10 protein-coding genes are annotated in these 14,254 nt (G+C 61.6%); 3 read left to right on the top strand and 7 right to left on the bottom strand.

What is annotated here, in order from left to right:
• Positions 1-6: 6 nt before the first annotated feature.
• The gene (locus tag EV586_RS12155) at positions 7-1,788 is read right to left on the bottom strand and encodes a M3 family oligoendopeptidase (protein WP_165898560.1); all 1,782 of its coding nucleotides are present in this window, start codon (positions 1,786-1,788) and stop codon (positions 7-9) included.
• A gap of 73 nt (positions 1,789-1,861) precedes the next feature.
• Here EV586_RS12155 and EV586_RS12150 point away from each other — a divergent pair, with 73 nt between their 5' ends.
• Positions 1,862-2,389, top strand: a complete 528-nt coding sequence (locus tag EV586_RS12150) for a GNAT family N-acetyltransferase (protein WP_243653030.1) — start codon at positions 1,862-1,864, stop codon at positions 2,387-2,389.
• Between the two features lie 42 nt (positions 2,390-2,431).
• On the opposite strand, the gene EV586_RS12145 is transcribed toward EV586_RS12150, so the two are convergent.
• Both EV586_RS12145 and EV586_RS21620 read right to left on the bottom strand, forming a co-directional pair.
• Entirely contained in the window at positions 2,432-3,448 is a 1,017-nt protein-coding gene (locus EV586_RS12145) for an alpha/beta hydrolase (protein ID WP_132945386.1), read from the bottom strand.
• A 95-nt stretch (positions 3,449-3,543) separates the two neighbouring features.
• A complete protein-coding gene (locus EV586_RS21620) occupies positions 3,544-3,666 on the bottom strand; it encodes a hypothetical protein (RefSeq protein WP_279388295.1) in 123 nt (40 codons plus the stop codon).
• Positions 3,667-3,807: 141 nt separating this feature from the next.
• Between EV586_RS21620 and EV586_RS12140 the strand changes: the two genes are divergently transcribed.
• Together EV586_RS12140 and EV586_RS12135 are read left to right on the top strand one after the other, a co-directional pair.
• Positions 3,808-4,275 (top strand): hypothetical protein, encoded by a 468-nt coding sequence (locus EV586_RS12140; protein ID WP_132945385.1) that lies wholly within the window; start codon positions 3,808-3,810, stop codon positions 4,273-4,275.
• 1 nt (position 4,276) lies between these two features.
• Positions 4,277-4,603, top strand: coding sequence for a hypothetical protein (locus EV586_RS12135; RefSeq protein WP_132945384.1), 327 nt, complete (start codon positions 4,277-4,279; stop codon positions 4,601-4,603).
• Between the two features lie 54 nt (positions 4,604-4,657).
• On the opposite strand, the gene EV586_RS21615 is transcribed toward EV586_RS12135, so the two are convergent.
• Genes EV586_RS21615 through EV586_RS12120 form a run of 4 tightly spaced genes read right to left on the bottom strand, consistent with a single transcriptional unit; the run spans position 4,658 to position 14,251 of the window.
• On the bottom strand, positions 4,658-4,789 hold the full coding sequence (locus tag EV586_RS21615) for a hypothetical protein (protein ID WP_279388294.1): 132 nt from the start codon (positions 4,787-4,789) through the stop codon (positions 4,658-4,660).
• A gap of 58 nt (positions 4,790-4,847) precedes the next feature.
• A complete protein-coding gene (locus EV586_RS12130) occupies positions 4,848-8,195 on the bottom strand; it encodes a non-ribosomal peptide synthetase (protein ID WP_132945383.1) in 3,348 nt (1,115 codons plus the stop codon).
• The gene (locus EV586_RS12125) at positions 8,192-9,670 is read right to left on the bottom strand and encodes a condensation domain-containing protein (protein WP_132945382.1); all 1,479 of its coding nucleotides are present in this window, start codon (positions 9,668-9,670) and stop codon (positions 8,192-8,194) included. Before EV586_RS12125 ends, EV586_RS12130 begins: the two co-directional genes overlap by 4 nt.
• 18 nt (positions 9,671-9,688) lie before the next feature.
• On the bottom strand, positions 9,689-14,251 hold the full coding sequence (locus EV586_RS12120; protein WP_207893895.1) for a type I polyketide synthase: 4,563 nt from the start codon (positions 14,249-14,251) through the stop codon (positions 9,689-9,691).
• Positions 14,252-14,254: the final 3 nt, after the last annotated feature.

Raw genomic sequence — 14,254 nt, 5'->3', positions numbered from 1 at the left:
TGTTTTTCAATTCTCTACTGCTGTATCGGTCAATTGCAGGAACTGTTCGACATCGGCAGCCAGCAGGTCGATCGCCCCTTGCCAAAAATCGGACTTGGTCAAATCGACGCCGAGGTGCCGGCTGGCCAGTTCTTCTGCCGTCATGCTGCCCGTATCGCGAAGCAGACTGCGGTAGCTGTCCGCAAACTCGCCTGCCCCGCGCTGTTTCGCCTGCGCATAAAGTCCCATCGAAAACAGGTAGCCAAACGTGTACGGGAAGTTGTAAAAGGGATTGTCGGTCATATAGAAATGCCCCTGCAAGACCCACTGGTACGGATGGTAGCGGTCGCACACGCCGTCGTATGCATGCCGCTGCGCGTCCGCCATCAGCTCGGTAATGCGCTCGGTCGGCACGATGCCGCTTTTCCGCTCTTCGTAAAACACGCGCTCGAAGCGGTAGGCCCCATAGACGCCGAGCACCATGAGCAACCCACGGCCCAATTTGTCGGCGAGCAGCGCCGCTTTTTCCTCCTGTGCGGGAGCCTGTTCGATCGCCGCGTCCATCACGATCAGCTCGGCGAACGTCGAGGCCGTCTCCGCCAGCGACATCGGGTATTCCTGCGCGAAGTGCGGCAGGCCGCAGAGCACCTCATTATGATAGCCGTGGCCCAGTTCATGGGCGAGGACCATCATGTCGGACGCCCGGCCGCGATAGCTCATATACAGGCGGGACTCTCCCTTGCGGATGAACGGGATGCAGAAACCGCCGCCCGGCTTATCGGGACGCTCTTCCGCTTCCACCCACTCCTGTTCGAAGCTCTTCTTGGCAAAATCGGACATGTGCGGCGAGAAAGCATGGAACTGCTCGACGATCAAAGCGGCCGCCTCATCGAAGGTCAGATTGGTCGACACTTCCTGAAACGGCACGTTGCTGTCCTGCATCATCAGGCGATCCACGCCGAGCAGTTCGCCTTTACGTTTTAGGAAGGAGGTCAGGCGATGGCGATTCCGGTCTACCGCCTGGTACATCGCGTCGAGCGTAGCCTGTGACAGACGGTTGTTACTCAGCGGCTCCTGCAGCACCGAGTCCCAACCGCGCTGCTTGTACAGCGCCAACCGGAATCCGGAGATGTGGTTGAGCACCGCCGCAAACAGCTCCGCTTCCCCTTGCATTTTGCTTTCCAGCGCCTCCAGCACCGCGATGCGCACCGCACGGTCGCGATGATGGAGCATCCCGAACACCTGCCCTGCGCTCAGTTCCTGCTCTGCGCCGTCCAGCACGACCGGCACGCGCAGCTGGTGCTGCAGCGTGCGGTACAGGTTCGACCAGGCGTGGTAACCGTCTGCCGCCAAGTCGTTCACCAATAGTTCCTGCTCACCGCTCATCCGGTCGTGGACCCGCTCACGGCGTTCGTCGAGGTAGAACTTGATCGCACCGAGCTGCTCGTCCTGCAGCAGCTCCGCCCACGCCGCTTGCGGCACCTGAGCGAGCACCTGCTCCAAGCGAATCATCAGCGCCGTGTGTTTGGCGCGCAGTCCGTCCGCCGTGCCCTGCAGCTGCCGGACCTGAGCATCCCCGCGATGTTCATAGGACAAGCAGAAGATAAACATCTCGCACTCCTGCAGCCGGCTGCCCAGCTCTTGCAGCATCAAGATCAAAGCTTTCAACTGATCACAATCTTTATAGGAAACAATAAGTTCAGAAATCGCATCGGCAATCTGGGTCATCTCGGCAGCCAGCGCTTCCGATTGCTTGCCGCCTGTGAAAATGTCATCCAAATTCCAATTTTGGGACAGTTTTGTCTGCATCTGCCACATCTCCTCTCTGACTCCAGCATATACCATTCCCAAAAAATCGGGTAGAATAGGAAGAAAGAAAGGAATGACAGAAATGTTACAACTCCACGTACGCAACCTCGGGCCGGACGACGCCGCTTCCTTTCGCGCATTGCGGCTGCGCGGGCTGCAAGAGTATCCGCAGGCGTTCGGCTCTTCCTATGAAGAAGAACGGCACGTCACGCTGGAATCTGACATCGCCGCATTCGCCTCCCGCGTCGCCCCGCACAATTTTATCGCCGGCGCCTTTTTGAAAGACGGGTCGCTGGTCGGCATGATCGGCTTTGTCCAACAGCAAAAGAATAAGCTCAAACATAAAGGCATGATCTGGGGCATGTATGTCATTCCGGAGCTGCACGGCACCGGCGCCGGTTCCAAGCTGATGCAGCACTTGATCGATGAGGTCAAACGGCTGCCGGAAGTCACGCAGATCCAACTGGCGGTCGTCACGACCAACGAACCGGCCAAACGGCTGTATGAGCGCAAAGGCTTTCAGGTGTACGGCGTGGAAAAAGACGCCTTGCGCGTCGACGGCATCGTCTATGACGAGTACCTGATGGCTTTGTACTTATAGGAAAGAGAGGGCAGATCCTGCCCTCTCTTTTTATGTGCCTGATTACAATTCCTTGTCTGTGCGCGCGATGCGCTCCGTAAACGTCGCTTGCGTCGGGACTTCGTCCTCCACGCTCTTCGCTGCCGTCTGCATCCCGCCCTGCCCCTTGTCCAGATAGTAGGACAAAAAGGCGGTCGTGCGCACCAGATATTCGCTGGTCTCTTTCGAATAGGTGCCGACGTGCTTGTTGGCGTGCGATACCCAGAGTACCGTGTTCATCGAATCGGATGCGGCGGCCAGTTTCCGGCTTTCTGACGCCGGAATGATCTCATCCCCTGCCGCATGGATCAAGAAGACACCCCGATCGCGCAAGTTCTGAATCGACAGGATCGGCTGCACCGCCTCCGGCTCGATCCCGGTCAAAACGCTCGCTTCCCACAGCGCCAGTTTGGGCATAAATTCCACTTCGGCCAGCGGGTGCAGGTTGGACAGGTTGGTCTCCAGATATTGGCTCAAGTTGGTAAACGCCGAGTCGGCGATCACCGCCTGCACTTCCGGCACTTCCGGCGCCACGTTTAAAGCTGTCGAAGCCCCCATCGAGAAGCCGACCAGCCCGATCTGGTGATAGCCGAGCCCTTTGGCGTAGTCGATGGCGCCGAGCAGATCCTGTTTTTCATAATAGCCGAGTGAAGTCATCGTCCCGTCCGATTCCCCTGCGCCGCGAAAATCGAACAACAGTGAGGCGATGTTGCGGTTGTGCAGCGCTTTGGCCATGTGCAGCGCGACATTGGCGCTGGCCCGGTTTTCCGAATAGCCGTGCGCGAAGATGACGATGCGCGAGGTGGCTTCGCGGGCAGGCACCAGCCAGCCTTTGAGCGTGACGTTTTCCTGTTCGCTTGGGAAGGCGATGTCCTGGTAGTCGAGGCGAAACGCTCCTGGGGTTTCGAGGATCGGTTTTTTCGGCGGATGCAGGTATTGCCAGCCGAGATAGGCGATGCTAACGGAGGGTGCCAGAAAGACGAGCAGCAGGCACCAAAAGGACAGCCACAGCCAGATACGGTTCTTGCGTTTCCTTCTCATGCCACACCCCTCCGTTTCTTATACATCCCATTTATCTCCAAAGCTGCGCACAAAAAAACCCGCCTCCGAGTCGGAAAGCGGGTTTTTTCAAATGGTTAGCAGCCGCAGCCGCCAGCCTGGGCACCACCAACATAGTCGGGCACGAACAGGAAGAACAGGACGAAAATGATCAGGAACACTACCGCCCAGCGGGTATAACCTCCAAAAACGCCGTACATTAGGAAAACACCCCCTCTCTGCTCGTTGTTAAGATACGAAAAAGAGGGGAGATGGGACACGGACACCTGTCCCGATGACTAGAAAACGGGCACCAACACACACTATCCCTGAACTCACAAAATGAGGGAGGTAGGGGATTGATGAAACAGTTTGCGGCAGGCGTCCTCGCTGTGGCGCTCGCATCCGCGCTTCTCACCGGGTGCAGCAACAACAATGCGCAAAATGACGGCAAGCCGGACAACGGCGGCGCCAAAGCGCAAAGCCAGCAGGCACAGACCAAGCAAGGGCAGCCGAAGCTGAAGCAAAACGTGTTGAGCACACAAGACAGCCAAAAAGGCCTGTATGAAGACAAAAAGCTGGAAGCGGCGCTCAAAAACGTGCAAAACGTCAAGCACGCCACCGTGATGGTCGCGGGCACGACGGCGTACGTGCTGGTCGAGGACATGGGTTCGATGAAAAAATCGAACGTTGGCGGCCCGAACAGCGACCCCAATATTCTGAACGCTCCGGAGGCGACCAATCTGTCGCCGACGATGACGACCGCGATCCGCGACACGATCATCCGCACCAATCCGAATCTGCGCCGCGTCGTGTTCCTGAACAAGTAACATGGTATTTTTGAACGACAACCTGTGGGAAGTCACGCGTCAGCACCTCGGCGAGAACGGGGAAAATGTGGCGATTGAGCTGCAGGACCCGAACGGTTACTTTGATGCGAACGTGCGCCGGGACGGGATGATCGAGCTGCACTTGTACCACAACGTCCCCAAGGGGGAGACAAACGCCCGCGGTGACGGATACCGGGATACGCTGCATCTGGCCGACTTAGAGGATTTTATCGTCCGGCTGCAAGAGCTGAAACAGTTCGCACAGGAATTTTTTGATGGTCAGCACGTGTGGCAAGATCAGCAGGAAGATCAGCAGGATGAGATCTAAAACAAAAGGGCGAAGGCCTGGAGCCTTCGCCGTTTGTTTGCACATGCGGTACTGCTACTTGAGTTCCCCGCTGTTGTCTTCCTGGCGGTAGTCGTCGTACGCGATCAGCACGAGGCCCAGATCCGACTCCAGACGGTTGATCGCCTGATGCTGTTCGAGCGTCAGGTCGGCCAGTTGGTTTTTCATCCTGAAGATCCCCCCTTTTGGGTGTTTCAACAGGTAGTGTTGCGTTTCGGCGTCAATGTTATGTCTGCCGTCTGCGCGAAGGGCGGGCCAGCGCGCGGATTTGGTTCGGCATCTGGCGGAGGCCGTTTTGCAGATAGGCTTGGGCTTGTGTCTCCAGTAGCGCCGGGTCGCTGAGGCTGTGCAGTTCCTGTTCCAGATCGAGGATCGTCGCCCGGTCGAACACGCGGTGCAGGGTGAGGTCGAGCGAGAAAATACCTTGCAGGCTGGCCACCAGTTGGGTGGCGCGCAGCGAGTGCCCGCCGATCTCAAAGAAATTGGCCGACAGCGAGACTCGCTCCAGCCCGAGCAGTTCACAGAACAGCTGGACGAGGACTTCCTGCACTGCGTTTTGCGGCGGCGTGTCGTCGCTTGTGGCGAGCAGGTCCGGCTGCGGCAGCGCTTTGCGGTCGAGCTTGCCGTTTGGTGTCAACGGCAGACTCTCCATCGTGACAAAGGCGGCCGGCACCATGTAGTCGGGCAGCGCCGTCTGCAGAAATGCGCGCAGCGCGCTGCTGTCCGGGGCGGTCTTGCCCGGCTGCGGGACGATGTAGCCGATCAGACGCAGGTCGCCTTGCGGATCGGGCATGGCGGCTGCGGCGGCCGCATGGATATCCGGGTGAGCGTGGAGTCTGGCTTCCACTTCGCCAAGCTCGATGCGGAACCCGCGGACTTTCACCTGCTGATCGAGGCGGCCGAGGTATTCGACCGCACCGTCGGCCAGCCAGCGCGCCGCATCGCCGGTGCGGTAGATCCGCCCTTGCCCGGTGAAGGGGTTCGGCAGGAAGCGCTCTGCAGTCAGATCTGGCCGTTCGAAATAGCCGCGCGTGACCCCGGCGCCGCCGATGTACAGTTCGCCGGGCACGCCGACCGGCACCGGCTGCAGGTGCGGGTCGAGGATGTAGAATTCGGTGTTGAGGATCGGTTTGCCGATCGGCTGGATCGCCTGATCATCCGTTTGGACTTCGTGCGTGGATGACCAGACGGTGGTCTCGGTCGGTCCGTACATGTTGAACAGGCGGCAGGACAGCTTTTCGCGGATCGCTTTTGCCAGCGTGCCCGGCAGCGCTTCGCCGCCGAGCATCAGCAGCCGCAAGCCTTGCAGGGCCTGGATGGCAGCCGGGTTGCCCAGCGCCATCTTCATCAGGGACGGCGTGCCTTGCAGCAGCGTGACCCCGTGCTTCGCCGCCTGCGCGGGCAGCTCTGCCGGGTCGGCCACGATGACCGTCTTGATGCCGCGGGTCAGCGTCCACAAGAGCTCCAGCACCGAAATGTCGAACGCATAGCTGGTCGCCGCCAGCAACACCTCCCCTTCCTGGGGCTGAATCCGTTCATCCATCCCCCCGAAAAAGTTCGCCACATTCCCCTGCTCCACCATCACGCCTTTCGGTTGTCCTGTCGACCCTGACGTGTAAATCATGTACGCAAGGTCGTTGACGGAGGCGACCGTCTTGTCGGTTGCAGCCAGGGCAGGCACTTCCCCGCTGAGCGAAGGAATCGTATCAAAAGAAACGACCGGCAGATCAGACAATCCCGACAGGCTCGCCTTATTTTTCTCATGCGTCACCAACGCCTGCACGTTTGCGTCTTGCAAGACATAGGCCACGCGCTCCGCCGGGTAGGCCGGATCGAGGGGAACGTAAGCGGCACCCGTTTTTAAGATGCCGAGGAGGCCGGTGATCATGGCGAGCGAACGCTCGGCGAGGATGGCGACCCGCATCGACGGGCCAACGCCGCAAGTGGTCACCAAGTGGTGCGCAAGTGCGTTCGCGCGGCTGTCGAGCTCAGCAAAGGTCAGCTCCTCACCGCCAAACACCACAGCCACCGCATCGGGCGTGCGCGCGACCTGTGCCTGGAATTGCGCTTGGATGCTCAGGCTGCGCTGCGGCTCCAGATCTGCTTGGGTCTGGTTCCAATCTACGAGCAGTCGCTTCTGCTCCGCGTCGGTCAAGAGCGGCAACGCGCCGACTTTCCGTTCCGGCGTCTGCACCAGGCCGGCGAGCAGTTGCAGGTAATGGCCTGCCATGCGCTCGATCGTCGCCGCGTCGAACAGATCGGACGCATACTCGAACAGCACTTCCGCTCCCGCCGCCGATTCCATGACTGTCAGCGACAGGTCGCATTTTGCCGTGCCGCCGTCAAACTCCATCGGCTCAAGCGTCAATCCGGCCAGCTCCTGCACGCCGCCGGCCCCTTCGACATAGGTGAACATCGCCTGAAAGATCGGACTCCGGCTCAAGTCCCGCTTCGGCTTGATCTCTTCCAGCAGCAGTCCAAACGGCATGTCCCCATGCGAAAACGCCCCGGTGGCCGCCTCTTTCGTGCGCAGCAGCAGATCCAGTCCGCTCAACTCCGGCGACACGTCCGTCCGGATCACCATCGTGTTCAGGAAAAAGCCGATCACCCCTTGCGTCTCCTGCTGTTTGCGCAGCGACACCGGCGTGCCGACCAGCACATCCTGCTGCCCCGTATAGCGGTGCAACAGCGCCTGATACGCCGCCATCGTCACCATGAACGGCGACACCCCGTGCTTGCCGCCGAGCGCTTTCACGCCGGCCAATACACGCTCAGGCAGCGCAACTTTCACTTGCGCCCCGCGATAGGTCTGCACGGCGGGACGAGGACGGTCGGTCGGCAGATTCAGCACGAATTCGCCCCCTGCCAACCGCTCCTTCCAATAGGACACCAGCTTTTCCTCTCCATCCCCCTGCAACTGCTCCCGCTGCCACTCGGCAAAATCGGTATACCGCAGTGGCACCGCCGGCAGCTCCATCCCTTCGTAATGCCGCAGCAGCTCGCCAAAGAACAGCCCCAGCGACTGGTGATCGCTCACCAGATGATTCACGATCAGCAAAAACACGTGCTCCTGCTCGCCCGTCTGCCAGCAAAACGCCCGCAGCAGAGGCCCCTGTTCCAGATCGAACGGTACCTGCACCTCGGTGAGCAGCTGTTCCAGCACCGCCGCTTCCGCAAGGCCGCGCGCATCCCGCACCACGAGCGGCACCGTCCGTGCCTCGGCCACCACCGCCCGCGGCTCGCTGTCAATCTGCGCAAACGTTGTGCGCAGCGCTTCATGCCGCTCCACGATCTTTCCGACGCTTTGCTCCAGCCGCGACAGGTCCAAATCACCCGTGATCTTCACAACGCTGTACATGTTGTACGCCGGGTCGTTCGGCTCCATCTGCTGGAAGAACCAGATCCGCTCCTGATCGACCGACAGCGGCGCCGGCCCCTCCGACGTGCGGCGCGGAATCGCAGGCTCCGCTTTCGCGAGCTTGCTGCTGTCGATGTTTTTCTGCTGCAGCTTCTTTTCCAACAGCGCCCGTTGCTCCGGGGATAATGCAGCCAAGCGATCGCTCAAACTCTTCATCGCGCCTGCTCCTCTCTGACCCGCAGCGGCAGGTCGACCAATTTTTGCCCCGGATTCTGCAGCACCGCTTCCAGCAGCCGCTCCATATCCTGAGCGATCCGCTCGATCGTCTCCTGCTCAAACAGGTCAGCGTTAAACTCCCAGAACCCTTTTGGCTCCTCGTTCGCATCGAGCACCGCAAAAACGATGTCATACTTCGATGTCGACCCGTCGATGTCCAGATCGACGATCGACAGCGGCATGCCCTCCAGCACTTGCACAGTTGGGACATCGACGTGTACGAACATCGCCTGAAACACCGGATGGCGGCCCGGATCGTCCGGCAGCTCCATCAGATCGACGAGCATCCCGAACGGAACGTCGGCATGCTTGTGCACCGCCACGTTGACGTCTTTCACTTTGTGCAGCAGGTCGCGGAACGACATTTCGCCGTGCACATCGACGCGGAACACGATCGGTGTCAGGAAATACCCGACCGTGCTCTTCACTTCCATCCGCGAACGGTTGACGTACGGCGTGCCGACGACGATGTCCTCCTGCCCCGAATAGAGGTGCAGCAGAGCATCATACGCCGCCAGAAATACCATAAACGGTGTCACGCCTTCCGCTTTCGCCAAGCTGTTGATGCCTTGAAACAGCTCGCTCGACAGCCGGAAATGCTTGCGTCTGCCCTCGAAGCTCATCCGCTCCGGGCGGGGATGGTCGGCGGGAAAGTCCAATTGTAACGAGGCGCCCGCCAACTGCCCTTTCCAAAACGCAGTCAGCTCCTCCAAGACTTCGCCCTGCAGGTAGTTCACCTGCCACTCCGCCCAATCGGCATACTGCACCTGCGGCAGCGGGAGGTGCAGCGGCGTTCCGGTCAGCTCGCTCATGTAATACTGCAACAGCTCCTGATCGGTCACCATGTACGTGATCCGGTCGGTGATCAGATGATGCGTCACCCACAGCTTGATATGCTCCTCCTCATCGAGCTGCACGAGCAGAATCCGAAACAACGGCGGCGTCGTCACATCGAACGGAATCCGCGTCGCGTCTACCATCAGGCGGTTCGCTTCCTCGCGCCGCTTGGCGGCAGGCAGATGGCGCAGGTCGATCCGCTCCATTTCGACGGGCAGCTCCGGCAGCACGACCTGTTTCGGCGTGCCGTCGATCACCCGGAACGCCGTGCGCCACGCTTCATGGCGGCGCACGATCTCCCGGTAGGCGTTCAGCAAGGCGTCCGCATTGAGCGGACCTGTGATCAGTTGGGCGTTGTAGTTGTTGTGGCGCGGATCATCGGGCGTCCGCTGATAGCTCTCCCACAGGCGCAGCTGGTCGATCGACAGCGGGCTCGGCCCGTCATGTCCGCGCACCGGGATGCCGTCCTGCTTCGGAGCCGCTTTCGACACGTCGATGCCCTTTTGTTTCAGAGCCAGTTCCAGCAGTTTGCGCTTCTCCGGCGGCAAGGCTGCCAGACGTTTCTGCAAGTCATCCATGGTCGTTCTCCCTCCCTCTTACTGCTCGCTGAGCAGGCGAGCCTGCACTTCATCCAGATCGAGGTCTTCAATCTCGCCGAGCAAGCGCTCCAACTCGTCGAGCTCCTCCTGCGCCAGCCCCGTCTGCGCCACGCGCTCGGCGAGGCCTGCGATCGTCGGCGCTGCGAAGAACTCATCCATCGGCAGCTCGACCATAAACTCCTGACGAATCCGCGCCACCAATTGAATCGCCAACAGCGAGTTGCCGCCCAGTTCGAAGAAGTTGTCGAGCACTGAGACCGAGCCTACGCCAAACAGCTCGCCTAAGATGCCTGCGATCTTCTCTTCCGTCTCATTGCGCGGTGCGACATAATCGGCATCGCCTTCCTTGCGCAGCGATGCGTCCACGCCGCCTTGGGAGAACGCGCCCATCGTGTAGGCCTGCTGGTTCTCGATCACGGCGTGCAGATTTTGCGTCGACACGATCACCTGCGTCAAGCCGCTGCCGAGCACCGCAGTCAAGGCAGCCATGCCTTCCGCCCGCGTCATGCCGTAGTCTTCACGCATCTGCTTCATGTGCGCCTGCACCGCCGGATTGTTGCCCATCCGCTCTTCCAGCCAGGTCTCCCACTTCCAGATGCTCCAGTCGATCGCATAAGCGCGGGTGCCGTTTGCCGTCTTGACGCGGGCATACGCGTCGAGGAACAAGCTCGCCGCCGCATTTTCCAGCGCACCCAAGCCGCCGACCAAGCCGATCGTCGAAGCGAACAGCACGACAAAATCAAGCTCCGCGCCGTCGAGCGCCGCATCGAGCACGAGCGCCCCTTTCACTTTTTCATCCAGCCCCTCGGCGATCGCGTCCGGCGTCTTGAACTGCATCATGCCCATGCCTTTGTTCACCGCGGCATGGAACACCCCGTTCAGATCGCCAAAATGCGCTCGGGCCTGCGCAACCGCCGCCTGCATCTCGCCCAGTTGGGTGACATCCCCGCCGATGCAGAGCAGGTCGGCATGGTGGCTGAGCTGCTGCTCCAGCGCCGCGCGCTCCGCTTCCGGGCAGACCAGCGCCACCTTGGCGCCGACTTCCTGCAAGAGATGCTCGGTCAGCTGCTGCGCCGTGCCGTCTGCGCCGCCGGTGACCAGGTAGACCGCGCCTTGGCGCAGTTCGCGCCCTCGCTTCGCCGCCTGCTGCAACGACGTTTTTTCCAGCGTCTGCACAAAGCGGGTATGTCCGCGATAGGCGACATGCTCCTCCGTCGCCACAGACAGCAGCTCTTCCGCCGCCTGCTCCACACAATCGGCCGCCTGCGGTGCTCCTGCATAGGGCAGGTTGAGGTCGACCGTGCGAATCGACAGGGACGGATACTCCTGCGGGATGACTTTGCACGCGCCGAGCAGCGTCGCCCGCTCCGGCGCAAACACTTCACCACCCGTCACCTCCTGCAGGTTGTTGGTGATGACGATGATCTCGATCCCTTCCGCAAAGCCCTGGTCGGTGATCGCCTGCGCCAGATAGACCAGCGCATGCAGGCCACGCTCTTGCGCCGCTTCGAAGCGGTCGAGCCCGGTGTCGCTGTCCGCCAGTTCGGACAGCGCCCCCAAATGCGCGATGCGCTCCGGCATCTGCCCGGCCAGCTGCAGCTCCTTGAGCAGCTCGCCGTACTGTTCGCGGCTGCGCAGGTCGAGGCCGTACACGTTGTCTTCCAGACGGGAGAAATGATCGTCAGCGACGACCGAGACCACCTCCTGCCCTTCGGCCAGCAGCTCTTTGACCACCTCGCCGCCGAATCCGGCATCGTCGAGGAACACCAGCCAGCGCTTCGGTGCGTCCAGAGCGGCAGCGCTCAGATGGGCTTGCTTCCAGACCGGGACGTAGTACCAGTCGGCGACGTTTTTCTGCTTGGCGAGCGAGTGTTTCGACGTGCCCGGCACGCCCGGCTGCAGCATGTAAGACTTGCCTTCAAACGGGTAGGTCGGCAGCGGCACGCGCAGGCGCTGCTCGTCTGCACCATACAGCGCGTTCCAGTCGATCTCCACGCCCGCCGCCCAGAGCTTACCGACCGCGCGCAGCCACGCCTTGCCGTCATGCAAAGTTTCGCTGCGGTGGCGCAGGGTGGCGACGGTGTCCGCCTGCCCTTGCGCGGCGGTCGCCGTCTGCTTCACCATCTTGCCCAGCGCATTGCCCGGCCCGACTTCGAGGTAGACGTGCGAGGCATGGCCGAGCAGTGCCTGCACATTGTCGGCAAAGCGCACCGCCTCCCGCAGGTGTGTCACCCAGTAGGACGGGTCGGTCGCCTGCTCGCCGGTGATCCATGTGCCGCTGACATTGGAGAGGTACGGCAGTTGCGGTGCGTTCCGTTCAACTCCTTGCACTTTGGCCAAAAAGGCGTCGAGCATCGGCTCCATCATTGCGGAGTGGAACGCGTGGGAAGTCTCCAAACGGCGCGAGGAGATGTTTTGCTGCTCCAGCGCCGCTTCGAATGCGGCGACCGCCTCATGCTCGCCCGACACCACGCAGGCGTTCGGCCCGTTGACGGCGGCGAGAGACAGGTTGGCCGGGAGCAGCAGGCGCAGTTTTTCTTCAGAGAGAATCACCGCGAGCATCGAGCCGCTGGGCAGCTCCTGCATCATCGCGCCGCGCGCCGCGACCAGCTCCAACGCTGCTTCCAGCGTGAACACGCCGGCGAGGCAAGCGGCGACATATTCGCCGATCGAGTGGCCGAGCATCGCCTTCGGGGCGATGCCTTTGGACAGCCAGAGCTGGGCCAGCGCGTATTCGATCACAAACAGGGCAGGCTGGGTCAGGCGGGTCTGCGTCAGCCGTTCCTGTGCCGACGCTTCCTGCCCCGCTGCCGGATACAAGACGGTGCGCAGGTCCAGGTCGAGGTGCGGCACCAACAGCTCAGCCGCGCGGTCGACAGATTCGCGGAACACCGCTTCGGCCTGATACAAGTCGCGGCCCATGTTCACATATTGCGCCCCTTGGCCCGGGAAGAGAAACACGACGGAGCGCTCCAGCTCATCTTCGCCCGCCAGCAGCGATCCTTTGCCGGTCAATTCGTCATCGGAGGTCAGAAGCAGGTTCGCCGCTTCCTCATGGCTGCCGGCGACCGCAAAGAGGCGGTGCGGGAACGCCTTGCGCCCTTTTTGCAGCGTGTAGGCCACGTCGGCCAGCGCCTGCTCCCGGTGTGTGCCGAGATGCGCCTGCAGGTTCCGGGCCGCCGCTTCCAAGGCGGTAGGAGTCTTCGCAGAGAGGACGAGCAATTGATGCTCCGCAGCTGCTGCCGACACTTCCGCCGCCGGCGCCTCTTCCAGCACCACGTGCGCGTTCGTGCCGCCGATGCCGAAGGACGAGACCCCGGCGCGGCGCGGGCCGTCCGATTTCCACTCTTTCAGCTCATGATTGACATAGAACGGCGAAGCGGAGAACGGGATGCCCGGGTTGCCTTTTTCAAAATGCAGAGACGGCGGCAGTTGCTTGTGCTGCAGCGCCAAGACCGTCTTGATCAGACCGGCCACGCCGGCCGCCGCGTCGGCGTGCCCGATGTTCGACTTGACCGAGCCCAGCGCGCAGAATTGCTCGCGGTCGGTCTTGTTGCGGAACACCTGCGTCAGCGCCGCCACTTCGATCGGGTCGCCCAAGACGGTCGCCGTGCCGTGCGCTTCCACGTAGGAGATCGTGTCCGGCTCCACCCCGGCCAGCAATTGTGCCTGGGCGATCGCCTGCGCCTGACCGTCGGTGCTCGGCGCGGTGTAGCCGACTTTCATCGAGCCGTCGTTGTTGATCGCCGTGCCTTTGATCACCGCATGGATCGTGTCGCCGTCAGCCAGCGCGTCGTCGAGGCGCTTCAGCACGACCACGCCGACGCCTTCGCCCGGCACGGTGCCTTTGGCCGCTTCATCAAACGTGCGGCAGTGACCGTCCGGCGACATGATGCCGCCTTCCTGATAGAGGTAGCCTTGTTTTTGCGGCAAGGTCACCGCCACACCACCGGCCAGCGCCATGTCGCATTCATACATCAAGAGGCTCTGGCAAGCCTGATGCACGGCGACGAGGCCGGTCGAACAGGCGGTGAGCACCGTCGCCGCCGGGCCGGTCAGGTTGAGCTTGTAAGAGACGCGGGTCGCCAAAAAGTCGCGCGAAACGCCCATCAAAGCCTGCAGCGGCCCCATCGCCGCCACCACGTCCTGGTTCGCCGCGAGGTACATCGTCTCGTGGCGGTTGCTCGCCGCCCCGCCGAACACGCCAATCGCCCCGGCGTAGCGCTCCGCATCATAGCCGGCATGCTCCAGCGCCCCCCACGCCGCTTCCAAAAAGACGCGCTGCTGCGGGTCGGTGATCTCCGCCTCGCGCGGGGTGTAGCCGAAGAACTCGGCGTCGAAGCGGTCGGCGCCTTGCAGCACGCCGCCGCGCTTCACGTAGTTCGGGTGCTGGAGCAGCTGTTCGGAGACCAGCGCTGCTTTCAGCTCCTCGTCGGTGAAATCGGAGATCGACTCCACCCCGTTTTTCAAATTCTCCCAAAATGCTTCGAGATTCTCCGCGCCGGGAAACCGCCCCGACATGCCGATGATCGCAATTCCTTCCATCAATGCGTTGCTCATGGC

It is taken from the genome of Tumebacillus sp. BK434 (assembly GCF_004340785.1).
GTDB lineage: Bacteria > Bacillota > Bacilli > Tumebacillales > Tumebacillaceae > Tumebacillus_A.
The sequence above is the reverse complement of the archived record's forward strand: the minus strand, read 5'-3'. Positions and strand labels throughout refer to the sequence as shown.

Excerpts from the sequence above, each read along its gene's own strand:
- EV586_RS12120 (WP_207893895.1), bottom strand. The coding sequence starts at position 14,251 with ATGAGCAACGCATTGATGGAAGGAATTGCGATCATCGGCATGTCGGGG.
- EV586_RS12135 (WP_132945384.1), top strand. The coding sequence starts at position 4,277 with ATGGTATTTTTGAACGACAACCTGTGGGAAGTCACGCGTCAGCACCTC.
- EV586_RS21620 (WP_279388295.1), bottom strand. The coding sequence starts at position 3,666 with ATGTACGGCGTTTTTGGAGGTTATACCCGCTGGGCGGTAGTGTTCCTG.
- EV586_RS21615 (WP_279388294.1), bottom strand. The coding sequence starts at position 4,789 with ATGAAAAACCAACTGGCCGACCTGACGCTCGAACAGCATCAGGCGATC.
- EV586_RS12130 (WP_132945383.1), bottom strand. The coding sequence starts at position 8,195 with ATGAAGAGTTTGAGCGATCGCTTGGCTGCATTATCCCCGGAGCAACGG.
- EV586_RS12155 (WP_165898560.1), bottom strand. The coding sequence starts at position 1,788 with ATGCAGACAAAACTGTCCCAAAATTGGAATTTGGATGACATTTTCACA.
- EV586_RS12145 (WP_132945386.1), bottom strand. The coding sequence starts at position 3,448 with ATGAGAAGGAAACGCAAGAACCGTATCTGGCTGTGGCTGTCCTTTTGG.
- EV586_RS12150 (WP_243653030.1), top strand. The coding sequence starts at position 1,862 with ATGACAGAAATGTTACAACTCCACGTACGCAACCTCGGGCCGGACGAC.
- EV586_RS12125 (WP_132945382.1), bottom strand. The coding sequence starts at position 9,670 with ATGGATGACTTGCAGAAACGTCTGGCAGCCTTGCCGCCGGAGAAGCGC.
- EV586_RS12140 (WP_132945385.1), top strand. The coding sequence starts at position 3,808 with ATGAAACAGTTTGCGGCAGGCGTCCTCGCTGTGGCGCTCGCATCCGCG.